We start from the raw sequence: 19,447 nt of genomic DNA on the forward strand, positions 1-19,447 counted from the left end.
TTATTCCGGGGTGCCCGTCAGGTCGTGGCCGAGCTGCGCGGCCAGTTTCTCGAGCAGTCCGCTGGCGGCGTCCGCGATGACCGTCCCGGGCGGGAAGATCGCGGCGGCACCGGCCTCGTACAGTTCGGCGAAGTCGCCGGGCGGGATGACGCCACCGACCACGATCATGATGTCGGGGCGTCCCACCGCCGCGAGGGCTTCCCGGAGCGCGGGCACCAACGTGAGGTGGCCCGCGGCCAACGACGACACACCGACCACGTGGACGTCGTTGTCGGCCGCCTGGTTGGCGACCTCTTCCGGGGTCTGGAACAGCGGTCCGACGTCCACGTCGAATCCGATGTCCGCGAAGGCCGTGGCGATCACCTTCTGGCCGCGGTCGTGGCCGTCCTGCCCCATCTTCGCGATGAGGACACGGGGCCGGCGGCCCTCCTCTTCCGCGAACTTCTCGACGAGTTCCGTTGCCTTGTTAATGTTGTCGACCTTTCCGGCCTCGTCCCGGTACACCCCGCTGATGGTCCGGATCTCGGCCTGGTGACGCCCGTACACCTTCTCCAGGGCCTCGGAGATCTCGCCGACGGTGGCCTTCGCGCGGGCCGCATCGATCGCGAGCGCCAGCAGGTTGTTCTCCATGCCGCCCTCGGTGGCGGCCGCGGCACGGCTCAGTTCGGCGAGCGCCGCCTCGACGGCACTCGCGTCCCGGTCGGCGCGCAGCCGGTCCAGTTTCTCGAGCTGCTCCTTGCGGACCCGCGAGTTCTCGACCTTGAGGACCTCGATCTCGTCGGCCTCGTCCGGAACGTACTTGTTGACACCGATCAGCGGCTGCCGGCCGGAGTCGATGCGGGCCTGCGTGCGGGCCGCGGCCTCCTCGATGCGCAGCTTCGGGATGCCCTCGCTGATCGCCTGCGCCATGCCGCCGGCCTCTTCGACCTCGGCGATGTGCGCGCGGGCCCGATTCGCCAGCTGGTGAGTGAGCCACTCCACGTAGTGCGACCCGCCCCAGGGGTCGATGGGACGGACGGTCCCCGACTCCTGCTGCAGCAGCAGCTGGGTGTTGCGGGCGATGCGGGCGGAGAAGTCCGTCGGCAGCGCGAGGGCCTCGTCGAGCGCGTTGGTGTGCAGCGACTGGGTGTGCCCCTGCGTCGCCGCCATCGCCTCCACGCAGGTGCGGGCCACGTTGTTGTACACGTCCTGCGCGGTCAGCGACCAGCCCGACGTCTGCGAGTGGGTGCGCAGCGACAACGACTTCGCGGACTTCGGTTCGAACTTCGCGACCAGCTCACTCCACAGCAGGCGACCGGCCCGCAGCTTCGCGACCTCCATGAAGAAGTTCATGCCGATCGCCCAGAAGAACGACAACCGGGGCGCGAACTTGTCGATCTCCATGCCCGCGTCGAGGCCGGCGCGGATGTACTCCACCCCGTCCGCGAGGGTGTACGCCAGCTCCAGGTCGGCGGTGGCCCCGGCCTCCTGGATGTGGTAGCCGGAGATGGAGATCGAGTTGAACTTCGGCATCTTCGCGCTGGTGTACGCGAAGATGTCGGAGATGATCCGCATCGACGGCTTCGGCGGGTAGATGTAGGTGTTGCGGACCATGAACTCCTTCAGAATGTCGTTCTGAATGGTTCCGGCCAGCTGCTCCGGGGCGACACCCTGCTCCTCGGCGGCCACGACGTACAGCGCGAGGATCGGCAGCACCGCACCGTTCATCGTCATCGAGACGCTGACGCTGTCGAGGGGGATGTGGTCGAACAGCTGCCGCATGTCCAGGATCGAGTCGATCGCCACCCCGGCCATGCCGACGTCGCCCTGCACCCGGGGATGGTCGGAGTCGTAGCCGCGGTGCGTCGCCAGGTCGAACGCCACCGACAGACCCTTCTGCCCGGCCGCGAGGTTGCGGCGGTAGAAGGCGTTGGATTCGGCGGCGGTGGAGAAGCCGGCGTACTGGCGGATCGTCCACGGCTGGTTCACGTACATGGTGGGGTACGGGCCGCGCACGAACGGTGCGGCGCCGGGGAAACTCCCGACCGGGTAGCCCTCGGCCTCGGCGGCGTCGCGGTCGGCCTTGGTGTAGACCGGTTTGACGTCGATGCCCTCGGGGGTGGACCACACCACCTGTTCCGGGCTGTAGTGGTTGGCCGCCGCGGCGGACGTGATCAGCTCGTCCGTCTGCTCCGGTGTCGGGGCGGCCGGCCGGGGAAACTGCGAATCCTCCAGTGGCACTTCGGCGAAGCTGCCGATCGCGTGCTTGACCTCGCGAGTAGTCACTTCTTGCTCCCTGTGTCGCCCGAGGAGTCACTCGAGCTCTCGATGGTGTCGAGCAGTCCGGACAGGACCGAGACTGCGTCGATACGGGCGGTGACGAATCCGTCGGGCCGGGCGGGGCCGTCCGCGTCGGCGACGACTTTCTCCGGGCCGGCGAGCAGCACGGTGCCGATCCCGGCGGCGCGCAATTCCTGCACCGCGGCGGTGGCTTCGGCGGTGTACCGCTTGTCGGTACCGCAGATCACGGCGATACCGGCGCCGGAGTCCTGCGCGGCGGCGGCGATGCTGCCGTCACCGACGGCGAGGGGGCCGGGGTTGCGGGCCTCGATGCCGCCCGACGCCAGCAGGTTCACGGCGAACGTGCTGCGCACGTTGTGTTCGGCGACGGGGCCGAGCGGGGCCAGGACGACGGCGGGTCGCGCACCGTGCGCCGCCAGGTAGGCGTCGGAGCGGTCCCGCAGCGCCTCGAACGCCGCGGCGTACCGGGCGACGCTGCCGGTCTCGGCGGAGCCCGCGGGCAGCGGCGCCTCGCCGAGGTTCGGGAACTCGTTGACCCCGGTGACGGTGGTCTTGCGGTGTGCGATGTCCGAATCACGCTGGGCGCGGGTGGACGCGATCCGGTCCCCGACGACGCCCGCGTCGAGTGCGGCGCGGTAGCCGCCGGCCGCCTCGATCTGCTGGAACAACTCCCACGCCTTCGCCGCGACCTGCTGGGTGAGGTCCTCGACGTACCACGAGCCGGACGCCGGGTCGAGCACCCGGCCCAGGTGCGACTCCTCGAGCAGCAGCAGCTGGGTGTTGCGGGCGATCCGCGCGGCGATGGTCTTCGACACACCCAGCGCCCCGGCGGGCAGTGCCGCGTCGAACGGCAGCACCGTGACCGCGTCCGCGCCGCCGACGCCGGCACCGAACGCGGCGAGGGTCGTGCGGAGCATGTTCACCCACGGATCGCGTTGCGCCATCATCGCGGCCGACGTGACGGCGTGCTGGGGGGCGCCGCCGAAGTCGGAGGCGCCGCACACCTGGGCGATCCGCGCCCACACCAGCCGCGCGGCCCGGAACTTGGCGATGGTCTGGAACTGGTCGTCGGTGGCCGAGAACCGGAAGCCGAGCTGCCCGAGGGCCTGCCCGATGGTCAGGCCGCTCTCGGTGAGGGCCCGCAGGTACTCGAGGCCCGCTGCGATCGACGCGCCGAGTTCCTCGGCGTCGGAGGCGCCGGCGTTGTGGAACGCGGTGCCGTCCACGGTGATCGCCCGCACGCTCTCCGACCTGCCGGCGGACTCGGTGGCGAGGGACACCGCGTCGCCGAGTTCCACGTCGGGGGCACCGGAGAATGCGCTGGTGAGCGGAGCGGTCCCGAGGTCGACGCGGACCGCGGTGCGGTCGGTGACGCCGTCCCCCGCGGCGGCACGCGCATCGAGCAGGGCGAACAGGGCCCGCGCCGCGAGCGGTGCGTCCGTTCCGGCGTCGAGGGTGAGCGGTGCCAGGTCGAGGAGCACACCGTCGAGGGCCGTCTCGAGCGACCGGACCGGAAGGTGGGGGCCGCCGACGGTGAGCCACAGTGCGCTGACGCCGTTCTCCAGGGAGTCGAGGACGGAGCGGTTGACGTCCGCCGCCTCCGCGCCCTCACCGAAGCGGGCGCTGACCAGCCAGCCGGCGTTCACGTCCCGGGTGGCGTCCGCGCCGCGCACGTAGGGGAAGGTGCCGGGCAGCGGCTGCTCCGGACGCTCGTCGCGCGGGCTGTACAGCGGCGCGACGGTGACACCGTCGTAGGTGACGGTCTCGAGGAGCTTCTGGGGTTCCGGACCGAGTTCCGCGGCGTCGATCCGACGCGACTTCGCGAGGACTCCGGCCACGGAATGCTGCCAGTCGGCGTACGCCCGCGCAGCTTCCTCGGCTTCTGAAGCTAATGACACGGTGTCGGCTTCCTCTCCCTGATGAGCGATCGATCAATACATTGTGTGACTGTGATGCTAGCCGCAGTTCGGCGCCCCCTATCGTGAGGATCACCACACGATGAATAACCTCAGGTCATGAGCATTGCGCACGAACCGGCGGTCACCGATCGCACTGCCACGCAGCGGCTGTTCGGGCTCGGCGCGCCGACCCGGGGCGTCGACGACCGCGGCGAACCCCTCAATCGTATGAGCATGGACATCGGCGCGCTCGCCGCGAATACCGGCGAAACCGCATATGGCGGCGTCCTCGCCGTGCTGCTCGACGATCTCCTCGGATTCACGGTGTGGGAGCGGCGCGGCACCCGCGACGGGCTGGTCACCGCCGAATTGTCGATGGACGTCGTCACACCCCGGCGGTGGCAGGGCCCGACGCTGTGGGCGGAGAGCCGGCTGCTCGCGGTCACCGCCGACGGCGGCACGTCCACCGCCCGGGTCCGCGACTCGGCGGGCACTTTGATCGCCACCGGCACCCTGTGGGGCAACTACGTGGACCTGCCGCCGCCGGTCGCGAACACGGCGGCCCTCCCCGACTTCCCGGAACCGGGGGTCGCGCCGCTCGACTGGATCGGGGGGCGGATCGACGACGGACCCGGCGGGCCGGTGGTGGTGCCGCCGAACCCGCTGATCGCGAACAAGCTCGGTTTCGTGCACGGCGGCGTCCAGGGATGTGCGATCGACCTCGCCGCGAACGCCGCCCTGCACCGAGTCGGTGCCGACATGGACACGGCGTCGATGCGGATCAATTACTTCCGGCCGGTCCCCCTCGACCGCGCCACGACGTTCACCGCCGACGTGGTCCGGGCGGGCCGGGCGGTGTCGGTGACCCGGGTGGCCGGGACGTCGGGCGGGCGGATCTGCATCGAGGCGACGGTGACGGGTCGCCGCCGCCTGTCCTGACGCGCCGCTCACGGCACCCCGGGCCGGTCAGCCGGGTAGCCTGGTGCCCTGTGAAGAGACGCCTCGGGGACCGCAGGGTGATCGGCGTCGCAGTACTGGCGGTCGCGCTGGTCGTCGTCGCGGTGCTCGCACCCCATCCGTCCGTGCTGCAGGTCCGGGAATGGGCGCAGTCGGTCGGGCCTGCGTTTCCACTCGTCTTCTTCGCCGTGCACGCGCTCGTGACGGTGTTCCCGTTCCCCCGCACGGTGTTCACGCTGAGTGCCGGTCTGCTGTTCGGTGCGGGGCTGGGCATCGCGATCGCGGTGCTGGCGTCCACGGTGAGCGCCGTCCTCGCCCTCTCCCTGGTCCGCGCGGTCGGCCGGGACGTGGTGTGGCAGCGGATCTCCAACCCGACGATCCGCCGGGTGGACGAGCGGATCGCCCGCCGCGGCTGGATCGCCGTGGGCTCCCTGCGGCTGATCGCGTTCGTGCCGTTCTCCGTGGTGAACTACTGCGCCGGTGTCTCCTCGATCCGGCTGGTCCCGTACGTGCTGGCCACGGTGGTGGGCATCCTGCCGGGGACCGTCGGCATCGTCGTCCTCGGCGACGCCTTCACCGGGGAGACGAATCCGGCGCTGCTCGGACTGTCCGCGGTGTGCATCGTCGTGGGTATCGCGGGGCTGGTCGTGGACTCCCGCCGGCCCCTGGACGGGTCGGCCGGCTCGGTTGCGGATTCGTCCGCCGACCGTCCCGTCGAGGACGAGTCAATACCACAACCTTGAAACCGCAGAGTCAAGCTCTGAATATTGACATTGGCATATCCAGTTTCTAACCTTGACTCATGTTCGTCTTGACCGTCGACCAACGCGGCAGCCGGCGCGACGTCGACCGGGTCGCCCCCCTCCTCGCCGAACTCGGCGACCGTGCCCTCGTCCGCCCGTTCCAGCGCACGGCCGGCGACGAGATCCAGGCCGTCACCGACGATCCCGCCGCCGTCGTCGACCTCGCACTCGACCTCGTCGCACGCGAACACTGGAGCGTCGGCATCGGCGTCGGACCCGTCGAGGACCCGCTCCCCGCCGAGACACGGGCCGGCCGCGGACCCGCCTTCGAATCGGCACGGACCGCCGTCGGCCGCGCCAAGAGCGCCCCCGGCCGGGTGGCCGTGGAGGGACCGGACCCCGACAGCGCCGCCGACGCCGACACGGCGCTGGCCCTCGTCGCCGTCCTCGTCGCCCGCCGCACCGAGGAGGGCCGCGCAGCGGTCGAGCAGATGCGCCACGGCTCCACCCAGACCGACGCGGCGCGGGCGCTGGGCATCAGCAAGCAGGCCGTCTCCCAACGACTCTCCACCGCGGGCTGGCACGTCGAGACCGCGGGACGGCGGCTGGCCGAACGACTCCTACGCAAGGCGGATTCATGACAGCACTCGCGCTGATCGCCCTCGGCGTCGCCGCGGTCGCGCCCCTGACCCTCGCCGCACCCCGCAGCCCGCGCTGGGCGGCGCAGTGGGCGGCGCCGATCGTGATCGTGCTCGCCCTGGCCGCCGCGGCCGTCGCCGCCGCGGCCACCACCCCGGTCACCGGATTCGCCCTCGCCGCCACCCTCGTCCTGTGCGTCGCGGCCGCCACCACCGGCGGGGCGCCCCTCGTGCTGGCCGCGTTCCGGATCGCGCGCCGCCAGCCCGACGCCGGCTCCGACCCCCGGCCCGACGCGGGACCGCTGCGCGGCGGACGGATCATCGGACTCCTCGAGCGTGCCGCCGTCGCCGCCGCGATCCTGGCGGGCTGGCCGGAGGGCATCGCCGTCGTCCTCGCCGTCAAGGGACTGGCCCGCTACCCCGAACTGCGCGAACCCCACGCGTCGGAACAGTTCATCATCGGCACGTTCACCAGCGTGCTGTGGGCTATCGCGGTGTGCGGAGTCGGGCGCGCGCTCCTCACGTGACCGGCGTGCGGCCGGTTCACAGACCGCGGTCGATCAGGTCCAGGATCTCCTCACTCGTGGCGGCGTGAATCTTGTCGACCGCGTCGCCGCGGGCCGCACCGTCGCCGGCACCCACCTCGGCCAGCAGGGTCTCCAGTCGCTGTGCGATCGCCGACCGGGCCGCGCTGTCGTCGCCGAGCTCGCCGACGATCGCCCGCAGCCGGTCGACGTCGGCGAACGCCACCGACACCGGATCCGGGACGAGTTCGGCCCGCAGGAACTCGGCGACGGCCCGCGGGCTCGGGTGATCGAACACCATGGTCGGCGGCAACCGCAGCCCGGTGGCGGCGCCGAGCTGGTTACGGAGCGCCACCGCCGCCAGCGAATCGAACCCCAGTTCCTTGAACGCCTGGTCGGCGTCGACCGCGTCCGACGCGTCGTGGCCGAGGACCGCGGCGGCACCAGCCCGTACCAGGTCGAGCATCAGGTGCCGCTGTTCCGGAATCGACCGGTCGGCGAGGCGCTGAGCCCAGCCCGACGACCCGGTCCCGGTCGGTCCGGTCGCGGCCGAGTCCGCTCCCGCGGCGCGGGGGCGCGTTTCCCGGATCAGGCCGCGCAGCGGCGCCGGAACATATGGACCGGCGAGACCGGTGTGGTCGAACCGCGCGGCGACCACGGTGGGGGCGCCGGCGGCCAGCGCGCAATCGAAGAGAGCCAGGCCGTCGTCGGCGGACATCGGCACCATTCCGCTGCGCCGCGTCCGGGCGAGGTCGACGGCACCGAGGTTGTCGGTCATGGCGCTCGGCGGTGCCCACATGCCCCACGCGATCGACAGCGCGGGAAGGCCGACGGCGTGGCGGTGATGCGCGAGGGCGTCGAGGAACCTGTTCGCGGCCGCGTAGTTCGCCTGACCGGGCGCCCCGAGGAGGCCGGCGAGCGACGAGAACAGGACGAAGGCCCGCAGATCGCTGCGCGCGGTCAGCCGGTGCAAGTGCCAGGCCGCGTCGACCTTGGGACGCAGCACGGCGTCGAACCGTTCGGGGGTGAGTGAGACCAGGGTGGCGTCGTCGATCACGCCGGCCGCGTGGATCACCGCCGTCAACGGGTGCTCCGGCGGTATCGCCGCCAGCAGCGCGGCCACGGCCGACTCGTCGGCGGTGTCGCAGGCCGCGATGGTCACCTCGGCGCCCAGATCGCTCAATTCGCGGCGCAGACCGTCCGCTCCCTCGGCATCCGGTCCACGCCGGCTGGTCAGCAGCACGTGCCGGGCGCCGTATTCGGTGACCAGGCGGCGAGCCACCAGCGAGCCCACCGTGCCCGTGCCGCCGGTGACGAGAACGGTGCCGTGCGGATCGAGCGGCACCGCCTCGACCGGCACCGACTCACCGCCGGCGCGCATCCGCCGCAACCGGGGCGCCAGCAGGTCCCCGTTCCGGACCGCCACCTGCGGTTCCCCGCTCGCCACCGCCGACGCGACGATGGCCTCGACGTCGGACGCGTCGTCGAGATCGATCAGTACGATCCGGCCCGGATTCTCGTTCTGCGCGGATCCGACCAGACCCCCCACGGCGGCGGCCGCGAGGTCGGCATGGTCGCCGCGGCCGTCGCCGGCGACCATCGCGTTCCGGGTCACGACCACCAGCGTGCTGTCGGCGACGGTGTCGTCGTCCAGCCACTCCTGCAACAGTCGCAGAATCCGCGCGCACAGTGCGTGCGTCGCGGCCGGTCCCTGCTCACCGGCGGCGACGCAGTCGACCAGCACCGTCCACGGACGCCGGTCGTCCTCGTCCTCGGATTCCCGCGCCGCACGCAGCGCCGCCAGGTCGGGGTGGCACGCAAATGCGGAGCCGAGACCGGTGTCCTCGTCGCCGAGGACGACGATCGGCCCGGGGATCGGCCCGGGCGAGGCCGCCTCGACCCGGATCCAGACCGTCCGGTGCAGGGGCGGCGCCGCCCGCCGCTCGTCGCCGTCCGCGTCGGGCGGACTCGACTCGACCCGCACCGCGTCGACGGTCAGCACCGGTGCCCCGGCGGGATCGACGACCACGAGCCGGTAGCGGCCGTCGTCGCCGGCGGTGAACCGGACCACGGCCGCGTCCGCACCCACGGTGTGCAGCCGGATTCCCGACCACGCGGCCGGCCAGCCGTCCCACCCGAGGATCGGTTCGAGCGCCGCCTGCAGCAACGCCGGGTGGATGCCGAATCCGCTCGTGTCGGTGCCCTCGTCGAGGCGCACCTCGGCCTCGGCGTCGACCGGTACCGGCACCGGTGACGGTGACGCGGCGGCCGGGCCGACGACGTCGTCAACAGTCGCCGACGCGTTCCGCATCCAGGTGTCCGCGCCGTCCGTCTCCCCCGCGTTCGACGAGACGGTGACGGTCCGGCCGCCGCCCGGACCGTCCGACGACACCAGCACCCGGATCAGCGCGTGCCCGGACGACGGGAAGGTCAGCGGCCGATGCAGGGTGAGTGCGTCGACGTGGTCGAGACCGACGTGATGGGCAGCGTGCAGGATGAGTTCGACCAGTACCGCCGGCGACACCTGCTGCGGGGTGCCGGACGACGGTTCGTCGTCCGGGGCCACGGGTCGCAGCAGCCACGGATCCCGGTGCAGCGACAGCTGTCCGGTGAGCATCACTGCGTCGTCGTCGAGGGTCATCGCGGCGCCGAGCAGCGGATGATCGGCCGGGCTCAGCCCCAGCTCGGCCGGATCGCCGGTGTGCCGTGTCGCCGTCGTCGGCCAGTAGGAGCGCCGCTGGAACGCGTAGGTGGGCAGCGCGATGCGGCGCCGGCCGGGCAGCACCCGGTCCCAGTCGATCGGGACGCCCTGCACGTAGGCGGCGGCGACGGCCTCGGCGAGGTCGCGCACCTCGTCCCCGCGTCCGGGCAACGTGGCGATGGTGTTCGGCACGATCTCGGCGGCCAACGCGGCCAGGGCCGCGCCGGGACCGATTTCGACGCAGCGGGTGACGCCGAGTTCGTCGAGGGCGCGCACCCCGTCGTGGAAGCGCACCGGTTGCCGGAGGTGCCGGGTCCAGTAGTCCGGGGACACGAGTTCCTCGGCGGTGGCGACGCTCCCGGTGACGTTGGAGACGACCGGTATCCGCGGCGGCTGCGCGGTGAGTCTCGACACGACGGTGCCGAACTGGTCGAGGACGGGTTCCATCAGGGCGGAATGAAACGCCCGCTTGACCCGCACGGTGGTGGTCGTGAGGCCGGCGGCGGACAATTCGGAGGCGACCGCGAGCACATCGCGTTCGCTGCCCGCGAGGACCACCGACTCGGCGCCGTTGACCGCCGCGAGGTCGACCCGCCCGTCGATCCGGGCCAGTACGTCCGCGGCGCCCGCCCGCACCGCGATCATCCGTCCCGGTTTCGTCGACTGCATCAACCGACCCCGGTCCCCGACCAGGGCGGCGGCGTCGGGCAGGCTGAACACCCCCGCGACGTGGGCGGCGGTGATCTCCCCGATCGAATGACCGATCAGGTAGTCGGGGGCGATGCCCCAGTCCCGCAGCAACCGGCAGAGCGCGACCTCGACGGCGAACAGCGCCGGCTGGGTGTATTCGGTGCTGTCGAGTTTGTCGCCACCACCCTCGGTGTCGTCCCAGATCACTTGCCGCACCGGTGTTTCCACATGCTCGTCGAGCGCGGAACACACCTCGTCGAGGGCGTGGGCGAACACCGGATAGGCCTCGGCGAGACGGCGGCCCATCCCGATCCGCTGCGCACCCTGACCGGTGAACATGAAGGCGGTCTTGCCGCGGATGCTGGTTCCGGTGACGACGTTGCCGCCCGCGCTGCCCTCGGCGATGCGGGCCAGGCCGTCGCGGAGGTCGGCCACGGTGTCACCGACCACCGCGGCGCGGTGCGGGAACCCGGAGCGGGTGGTGGCCAGCGAATACGCGAGATCCGCCGGGTCCGGAGGGTCCGCGGCGTTCTCGTCGAGGAACCCGGCGAGGCGGACGGCCTGCGCACGCAGCGCGTCCGCGGTCTTGCCGGCGAGCACCCAGACCAGTGGGGTCACCGACGGCGGTGTGACCGCGGGGACCGCGACGTCGGGTGGCTGCTCCAGGATCATGTGCGCGTTCGTGCCGCTGATCCCGAACGACGACACCCCGGCGCGACGCGGCCGGCCGGTCTCCGGCCACGCCACCGGTTCCGCGAGGAGGGAGACCTCGCCCGCGGTCCAGTCGACGTGCCGGGTCGGGGCGTCACCGTGCAGGCTCGGCGGCAGCACCCCGTGCCGCATCGCCATCACCATCTTGATCACCCCGGCCACCCCCGCCGCCGCCTGCGAATGGCCGATGTTCGACTTCACCGAACCCAACCACAGCGGCCGTCCGTCCCGTTCCTGACCGTAGGCGGCGAGCAGCGCCTGCGCCTCGATCGGGTCGCCCAGTGTCGTGCCGGTGCCGTGCGCCTCCACCACGTCGATGTCGACGGGCCCGAGGCCCGCGTTGGCCAGGGCCTGGCGGATCACCCGCTCCTGGGACGGCCCGTTCGGGGCGGTGATGCCGTTGGACGCACCGTCCTGGTTGATCGCCGACCCGCGGATGATCGCCAGCACCCGGTGGCCGTTGCGGCGGGCGTCGCCGAGCCGTTCCAGCACCACCATTCCCGCACCCTCACTGAGCCCGGTGCCGTCGGCGCGGTCGGAGAACGGTTTGCAGCGGCCGTCCGCGGCGAGCCCGCGCTGGCGGCTGAACTCGATCAGCACACCGGGTGTGGCCATCACCGTCGCCCCGCCCGCCAGCGCAAGCGTGCACTCCCCGTCGCGCAGCGCCCGCGCCGCGAGATGCATGGCCACCAACGACGACGAGCAGGCCGTGTCGACGGTGACGGCGGGACCGGTGAAGCCCAGCGAGTACGCGATCCGGCCGGACGCCACGCTGTTACTGGTCCCGGTCATCAGATAGCCCTCGGCGTCCACGTTCCGCTGACCCATCAGGTGGAATCCGTAGTCGCCGCCCATCAACCCCACATACACGCCGGTGTCGGTGAGATTCGGGCCGTCGGGCCGGATCCCCGCCTGTTCCAACGCTTCCCACGCACTCTCCAGCAGCAGGCGGTGCTGCGGGTCCATCGCGACCGCCTCGCGCGGACTGATGCCGAAGAATCCGGCGTCGAATTCGTCGGCGTCGTAGAGGAATCCGCCCTCGCTCATGTACGTCGTGCCGCTCCGGTCCGGGTCGGGGTCGTACACCTCGTCGAGGTTCCAGCCCCGATTGTCCGGGTACGCCCCCACCGCGTTGCGGCCGTCGCGGACCAGCCGCCACAGGTCGTCCGGACAGTACACCCGGCCCGGGTAGCGGCACGCCATCCCGACGATCGCGATCGGCTCGTCGTCTCGCCGGGCACCGGCCGCCTCGGGGGCCTGCGGCGCCGCGCCGGTCCCGAGCAGCCGCGCCACCAGCTCCTGGGTGAGCGCGTCCGCGGTGGGATAGTCGAAGATCACCGTCGCCGCCAGCCTGACGCCGGTGGCGGTGGCCAGCTGATTGCGCAGCTGCACGGCGGTCAGCGAATCGAACCCGAGTTGCTTGAACGCGCGTTCGGGGTCGATCGCGTCCTTGCCGTCGTGGCCGAGCACCGCGGCCACGTGCGTGGTGACGATGTCCAGCACCCGGCTGTGCCGCTCACCGGGATCCAGCGCCCGCAACTCGTCGGCCAGGCCGGTCGGCGTCTCGGCGGCCGCGGCGCGGCGACGCCGGATACCGAGGACGCGGCGCAGGATCGGCGACAGCGACTCACCGTCCGAACGCGACGCGGGCATCGACAGGCGGACCGGCACGACCAGCGGACGGTCCGCCGCCAGTGCGGCGTCGAACAGGGCGAGTCCCGCGTCGGGGCTGATGGTGTCGATGCCGGTGCGGCGCAAGCGGTCCAGGTTGGCGGCGTCGAGGTGGGACGTCATCCCGCTGGGCCGGTCCCACAACCCCCAGGCCATCGAGATCGCCGGCAGCCCCCGCACGCGACGGTGCTGAGCGAGCGCGTCGAGGAACACGTTCGCCGCCGCGTAGTTCGCCTGGCCGGCGCCGCCGAGCACCCCCGCCGCGGACGAGAACAGCACGAACGCCGACAGGTCACGGTCGCGGGTCAGTTCGTGCAGATTCCAGGCACCGTCCACCTTGGGGCGCAGCACCGCGTGCAGCTGGTCCTCGCCGAGGGTGGCGGCGGTGGCGTCGTCGAGCACTCCGGCGGCGTGGATCACCCCGGACAGGTCGGGAATGCCGGCGAGCAGAGCGGCCACCGCCTCGGCGTCGGCCACGTCGCAGGCGGTCACGTCGACCTCTGCCCCCGCGTCGGCGAGCTCGGTGCGCAGGTCGGCGAGACTCTCCGGTGCGCCCGGGTGCCGGCCGGTCAACACCAGCCGGCGCACCCCGTACCGCGACACCAGGTGGCGGGCGATGAGCCGGCCGATGGTCCCGGTGCCGCCGGTGATCAGGACGGTGCCCGCCGGGCCGAACGGCGCCGCGCCGGCGTCGGGTGCGGTGTCGGCGGCCGGTACCCGGGCGAGCATCGGCGCGAGCAGGGCGCCCTCCCTGATCGCCAGCTGAGGTTCGTTGCACGCCAACGCCGCGGCCAGCAACGCCGGACTGCCGAGGTCACCGGCCTCTCCGTCCAGATCGACCAGGGTGATGCGATCGGGATGCTCGTTCTGCACCGCACCGATGAACCCCCACACCGGTGCCGCGGACGGTTCGTCGACCGGTTCGTCGTCGCGGATCGTCATGGCGAGCCGCGTCGTCACCAGCAGCCGGGTGTCGGCGAGACGGTCGTCGCGGAGCCAGGAGCGGACAGCTTGCAGCGTCGCCTCCGCGGCGGCGTGCGCCCGGCTCGGCACGTCCGGTTGGTCGCCCGGTTCCCCCGACCACCACAGGACGCGTCCGGTGGGGTCGCCGCCGGCGAGCGCCTCGGCCAGCGGCATCAGGTCCGCGGTCGCCGTGGTGGAGGACCCGATGGGCATCCACTCCACCCGGTAGAGGTCGTCGCCGACCGCGCGGGTACCCGCGAGCGACCCGGTGTCGCCGAGCGACCGCAACGCCAACGACTCCGCCGTGAGCACCGGATTGCCGGCCCCGTCGTACGCGGCGACCCGGTACCGCTCGGGCCCGGTCGTCGTGATGTGCACGCGCAGCGCGGTGGCGCCGACGGCGTGCAGTTGCACATTCGACCAGGCGAACGGCAGCCGGATGTCGCGGGCGCCGGTCTCGGCGGTACCGAGCGCGATCGTGTGCAGCGCCGCGTCGAGGACCGCCGGATGGATCCCGTATCCCGTGACCGCGGCCGCCGGGTCCTCGCCGCCCAGGCGCACCTCGCCGTACAGTTCGTCGCCGCGGCGCCACGCGGCCCGCAGCCCCCGGAACGCGGGACCGTACCCGTAGCCGGCGTCGTCCAGCAGCCCGTACAGACCCCGGACCTCGATCGGGGTGGCGTCGGCCGGCGGCCACTGCGGTCCGGGAGAGTTGCCGGTGTCCGCGGCCGCGGTGAGCGTGCCCGTGGCGTGCCGAGTCCACGGTGCTTCGCTCGGCGCCTCGGCCGGCCGCGAGTGCACCGCCACCGTGGACCGGCCGGCGTCACCGTCGGCGAGCACGCTCACCTGGACGGCGACATCGCCCTCGGCGGGAATCACCATTGGCGTCTCGATGGCCAGTTCCTCGATCCGGCCGCACCCGACACGATTCCCGCCGTGCAACGCGAGCTCCACGAACGCCGTGCCGGGCAGGATCACCGTGCCACCGACCGCGTGATCCCTCAGCCACGGAAGACGTTGCGGCGACAGCACACCCGTGAACACCGCACCCCGGCCGTCGCCGAGTTCGACCGCCGCGGCGAGCATCGGGTGTCCGCCCGTCTCCATGCCCGCCGACGCGACATCGCCCTGCGGGGCGGGACCGTCCAGCCAGTAGCGGCGGTGCTGGAACGCGTACGTGGGCAGATCCACCCACTGCTGCCGATCGTCGCGCCGCGCCCACCGCACCCGGTCCCAGTCGATGTGCACGCCGTGCACCTGCGCCTCGGCGAGCGCTGCCGTGAACTGCCGCAGTCCCGCCCGGTCGCGGCGCAGGGTGCCGATGGCGCGGCCGGCGACGCCCGCCGCGTCGAGGGTCTCCTGCAACGGCACGGTCAGCACCGGATGGCTACACGATTCGACGAACAGCCGGTACCCGTCCGCGGCGAGCGCGCGCGTCGCCTGCTCGAAGCGGACGGGGCGGCGCAGATTCCGGTACCAGTAGTCCGCGTCGAGCGCGGTGCCGTCCAGCGCGCCCCCGGTCACCGCCGAGTAGAACGGAATCCGCGACCGCCGCGGCGTGATCGAGGACAGGGCGTCGAGAATCGGCTCCCGCAGGACCGACACGTCCGCGCAGTGAGAGGCGTATTCCACGGCGATCCGCCGGGCCTGGACGCCCTCCTGCAGCCATTGCGCCACCAGCATGTCGAGAGCGTCGACGGGGCCGGACACCACCGTCGCGGACGGCCCGTTCATCACCGCCACCTCGACGGCGCCCGCCCACGGCTGAATCCGGTCGCGCACCGCGTCCGCGGGCAGCGCCACCGACGCCATCCCGCCGCCGCGCCGGGCCGACGCCGCGATCACCTTGCTGCGCGCCGCGACGACGAGCGCCGCGTCGGGCAGGCTCAGCGCGCCGGCGACGTACGCGGCGGCGATCTCACCCTGCGAATGTCCAACCGCCGCCGCCGGTTCGACGCCGTGGGCGCGCCACAGGTCTGCGAGACCGACCATCACGGCGAACAGTGCCGGTTGCACCACGTCGACCCGGTCCAGCGAGGCGGGATCGCGGTCGCGGAGCACGTCGAGCAGCGAGAACTGTGTGTACGGGGCCAGGGCGTCGGCGCACTCGAGCACACTGTCGGTGAACACCGGCGACGATGCGAGAAGTTCGGTGGCCATGCCCACCCACTGCGCCCCCTGGCCGGGGAAGACGAACACCGGACGGTCCCCGGCTTCCAGGGCCACACCGGCGACGACGTCGGGGCCGGGCGCACCCCGGCTCAGTGCGTCGAGGCCGGCCAGCAACCCCGGTAGGTCCGCGCCGACGACGGCACCGCGGTGGTCGAAGGCCGCGCGGGTCCGCAGCAGCGCCCCGGCCACGTCGGACGGCGACAGGTCGGGGTGGTCGGCGACGTGGTCGCGGAGCCTCGCGGCCTGGGTGCGCAGTGCGCGCTCGGTGTGACCCGACACGCACCAGGCCACGACTTCACCTGCGGGAGAATCAAATTCACCCGGCACCGGCGGAGCGTCGGGTCCCTGTTCCAGCACGACGTGCGCGTTGGTGCCGCTGATACCGAACGACGAGACCGCCGCCCGGCGCGGCCGATCCCCCACCGGCCAGTCCCGGTTCTCGGTGAGCAGGGACACCGACCCGGCCGACCAGTCGACGTGCGGGGTCGGGCGGTCGACGTGCAGTGTCTTCGGCAGGACGCCGGACCGCATCGCCATGATCATCTTGATCACCCCGGCGACGCCGGCGGCGGCCTGGGTGTGCCCCAGATTCGATTTCACCGAGCCGAGCCACAGCGGCCGGTCGGCGGGGCGGTCACGGCCGTACCCGGCCAGCAGGGCGGACGCCTCGATCGGATCGCCCAGGGTGGTGCCGGTTCCGTGCGCCTCGACCGCGTCGACGTCGGCCGGGCCGAGCCCGGCGCCGGCCAGCGCCTGCCGGATCACCCGCTCCTGGGCCTGCTTGTTCGGCGCGGTCAGCCCGTTGCTGGCGCCGTCCTGGTTGACCGCACTGCCGCGGATGACGGCGAGGATCCGGCGCCCGTTCCGTTCGGCGTCGGACAACCGTTCCAATGCGACCATCCCGGCGCCCTCGCCCCACGCCGTACCGTCCGCGGCGGCGGAAAACGCCTTGCACCGCCCGTCCCGGGCCAGTCCGCGCTGGCGACTGAACTCGACGAACACCGCGGGGGTCGCCATGACCGTCGCCCCGCCCGCCAGCGCCAGCGCGCACTCGCCGCTGCGCAGCGCCTGCATCGCGAGGTGGATGGACACCAGCGACGACGAGCACGCGGTGTCGACCGTGATCGCGGGGCCGCAGAGCCCGAAGCTGTACGCCACCCGGCCGGAGGCGACGCTCATGGCGTTGCCGGTGATGAAGTACCCCTCGAGGTCCTCGGGCGGCGTCCCGCCGGCCCGCGCCGCGTAGTCGATGCCGGACAGCCCGGTGAACACCCCGACCTGGCTGCCGTGCACCGACCGCGGGTCGATGCCGGCGTGTTCGAAGGTCTCCCAGCTCGTCTCGAGCAGCAGCCGCTGCTGCGGGTCCATCGCCAGCGCCTCGCGCGGCGAGATGCCGAAGACCTCCGGGTCGAATCCCGCCGGGTCGTCGAGGAAACTGCCCTGGACGGTGTACGTCTTCCCGGCCTGCTCGGCCTTGGGGTCGTAGAGTTCCGCCAGGCCCCAGCCGCGGTCGTCGGGGAACCCGGCAACCGTGTCGGACCCCGATTCGACCAGCCGCCACAGGTCCTGCGGCGACCGCACCCCGCCGGGGTACCGGCAGCCCATCCCGATGACGGCGATCGGTTCGCGGCTCACCCCCTCGACCTCGCGGAGTTTCTCCCGCGCCTGATAGAGCTCGGCGGTGACCCGCTTCAGATAATCGAGGAGCTTCGCCTGATCGGCCATCCGAGATCAGCTCCAATCCGAGAGCCCCCCGTGCCGTCGCGGGAACCTCGATTGTATCCGCCCTCACCACCCGGATGCAGCGGTCTGCCGATCACCGTCGACGGGCGCGACCTACCGCCCTGCCTCGGTGTTCCGCCGTCACCCCCGCGGTGGAACCTGCGGCGGAAGCTGCCCCGGCGCCCCACCCGGATACAGCGGGGCGTGCTCGTCGGCGGCACCGGGCTTCGTCAGCGGGCCCGGACCGTCGACGGGCTGGCGGGCCTCGACCTCCGCCGCCCGCACCGCCTGCGCGATGGCCGGGTCGGACTTGGTCTCGAACCAGTCGGCGACCTCTTCCGAGTCGTCCTCGGGCTTCGGCAGGTCCTCCTCCGTCGTCGACGGCTCGTACCGGAACACGCCGTCCTGCCCCTGCGCACCGAGGGTCTTCGCGAAGCCCTTGAGGGCGTCACCGAAATCGCTGGGCACCAGCCACACCTTGTTGGCGTCGCCCTGCGCCATCTGCGGCAGCGTCTGCAGATACTGGTAGGCGAGGAGTTCGGGGGTCGGCTTGCCGGATTTGATTGCGGCGAACACCTTTTCGATGGCCTTCGCCTGGCCCTGCGCCTGCAGGTACTTAGCGGCCCGGTCGCCCTGCGCCCGCAGGATCCGGGACTGCCGCTCGCCTTCCGCGGTGAGGATCGACGCCTGCTTGGCGCCCTCGGCGGCGAGGATGCGGCTCTGCTTGTCGCCCTCCGCCGTCTTGATCGCCGACTCCCGGTGGCCCTCGGCGGTGAGGATGGTGGCCCGCTTCTCGCGGTCCGCCTTCATCTGCTTCTCCATCGACTCCTGAATCGACGGCGGCGGATCGATGCTCTTGAGTTCGACGCGGGCGACGCGCAGACCCCACCGGCCGGTGGCCTCGTCCAGTACGCCGCGCAGCTGACCGTTGATGGAGTCACGCGACGTGAGCGTCTCCTCCAGCGTCATGCCGCCGACGACGTTGCGCAGCGTGGTGGTGGTCAACTGCTCGACGCCGACGATGTAGTTGCTGATCTCGTACACCGCAGCCTGCGGGTTGGTGACCTGGAAGTACACGACCGTGTCGATGTTCAGGGTCAGGTTGTCCTGGGTGATCACCGGCTGCGGAGGGAACGACACCACCCGTTCCCGCAGATCCACCTTCGCGCGGATCCGATCCGCGAACGGGATGAGGAACGTCAGCTGGCCCGACACGGTCCGCGAGTACCGGCCGAGCCGTTCGATCACCGCGGCCTCGGCCTGCGGCACCAGGGCCACGGATTTGGCCACCACCAGGGCAACGAACAACACGAGCACGATCAACACGATGAGTGCTGCCATCTACGGTCCCCTCCATACGACGGCGGTCGCGCCGTCAATTTGCATTACCGTCACGGTCGTTCCCGGTGGATACACCTCGGTGCTGTCGAGCGGGCGGGCCGTCCAGACGTCGCCGCCGAGCTTGATCTGTCCCGCGTGCTCCGCGACTTCCTCGAGCACCAGGGCCTGCTTGCCGGTGAGCGCCGCGATGCCCGTCGGGGTCGGCGGCGGTGTCGCGAACTTACGCAACAACACCGGGCGCACACCCAGGACGAGGGTCAGGGACAGCACGCCGAAGAACACCGCGTCGACCCACACCGGGAAGTCGGTGACCGCGGTGACCCCGGCGGTGGCCAGTGCGCCGCCGGCGAGCATGAGGAGGAAGAAGTCCCCCGTCAGTGCCTCCGCGGCGGCGAGCAGCACCCCCGCCACCAGCCAAATCAATGCAGCCACAACA

At 72.1% G+C, this 19,447-nt stretch carries 9 protein-coding genes; 4 read left to right on the forward strand and 5 right to left on the reverse strand.

What is annotated here, in order from left to right:
• Together scpA and H0B43_RS02035 are read right to left on the reverse strand one after the other, a co-directional pair.
• On the reverse strand, positions 1 to 2,265 hold the full coding sequence (scpA, locus tag H0B43_RS02030; RefSeq protein WP_185729518.1) for a methylmalonyl-CoA mutase: 2,265 nt from the start codon (positions 2,263 to 2,265) through the stop codon (positions 1 to 3).
• Positions 2,262 to 4,178 (reverse strand): methylmalonyl-CoA mutase family protein, encoded by a 1,917-nt coding sequence (locus tag H0B43_RS02035; RefSeq protein WP_185729517.1) that lies wholly within the window; start codon positions 4,176 to 4,178, stop codon positions 2,262 to 2,264. Before H0B43_RS02035 ends, scpA begins: the two co-directional genes overlap by 4 nt.
• A gap of 117 nt (positions 4,179 to 4,295) precedes the next feature.
• Between H0B43_RS02035 and H0B43_RS02040 the strand changes: the two genes are divergently transcribed.
• Genes H0B43_RS02040 through H0B43_RS02055 form a run of 4 tightly spaced genes read left to right on the forward strand, consistent with a single transcriptional unit; the run spans position 4,296 to position 7,043 of the window.
• Positions 4,296 to 5,117 (forward strand): PaaI family thioesterase, encoded by an 822-nt coding sequence (locus H0B43_RS02040; RefSeq protein WP_185729516.1) that lies wholly within the window; start codon positions 4,296 to 4,298, stop codon positions 5,115 to 5,117.
• A gap of 50 nt (positions 5,118 to 5,167) precedes the next feature.
• Positions 5,168 to 5,878, forward strand: a complete 711-nt coding sequence (locus H0B43_RS02045; RefSeq protein WP_312033969.1) for a TVP38/TMEM64 family protein — start codon at positions 5,168 to 5,170, stop codon at positions 5,876 to 5,878.
• A 59-nt stretch (positions 5,879 to 5,937) separates the two neighbouring features.
• Positions 5,938 to 6,519, forward strand: coding sequence for a hypothetical protein (locus tag H0B43_RS02050; RefSeq protein ID WP_185729515.1), 582 nt, complete (start codon positions 5,938 to 5,940; stop codon positions 6,517 to 6,519).
• Positions 6,516 to 7,043 (forward strand): hypothetical protein, encoded by a 528-nt coding sequence (locus H0B43_RS02055; RefSeq protein ID WP_185729514.1) that lies wholly within the window; start codon positions 6,516 to 6,518, stop codon positions 7,041 to 7,043. Before H0B43_RS02050 ends, H0B43_RS02055 begins: the two co-directional genes overlap by 4 nt.
• A gap of 16 nt (positions 7,044 to 7,059) precedes the next feature.
• Here H0B43_RS02055 and H0B43_RS02060 read toward each other — a convergent pair whose 3' ends face one another.
• The 3 genes from H0B43_RS02060 to H0B43_RS02070 form a co-directional block, all read right to left on the reverse strand.
• Complete coding sequence (locus tag H0B43_RS02060; protein ID WP_185729513.1) at positions 7,060 to 17,673, reverse strand: type I polyketide synthase; 10,614 nt, start codon at positions 17,671 to 17,673, stop codon at positions 7,060 to 7,062.
• A gap of 138 nt (positions 17,674 to 17,811) precedes the next feature.
• Positions 17,812 to 19,011 (reverse strand): SPFH domain-containing protein, encoded by a 1,200-nt coding sequence (locus tag H0B43_RS02065; RefSeq protein WP_185729512.1) that lies wholly within the window; start codon positions 19,009 to 19,011, stop codon positions 17,812 to 17,814.
• Positions 19,012 to 19,443 (reverse strand): NfeD family protein, encoded by a 432-nt coding sequence (locus H0B43_RS02070; RefSeq protein ID WP_185729511.1) that lies wholly within the window; start codon positions 19,441 to 19,443, stop codon positions 19,012 to 19,014.
• Between the last annotated feature and the right edge of the window lie 4 nt (positions 19,444 to 19,447).

This window comes from Rhodococcus sp. 4CII, assembly GCF_014256275.1.
GTDB lineage: Bacteria > Actinomycetota > Actinomycetes > Mycobacteriales > Mycobacteriaceae > Rhodococcus_F > Rhodococcus_F wratislaviensis_A.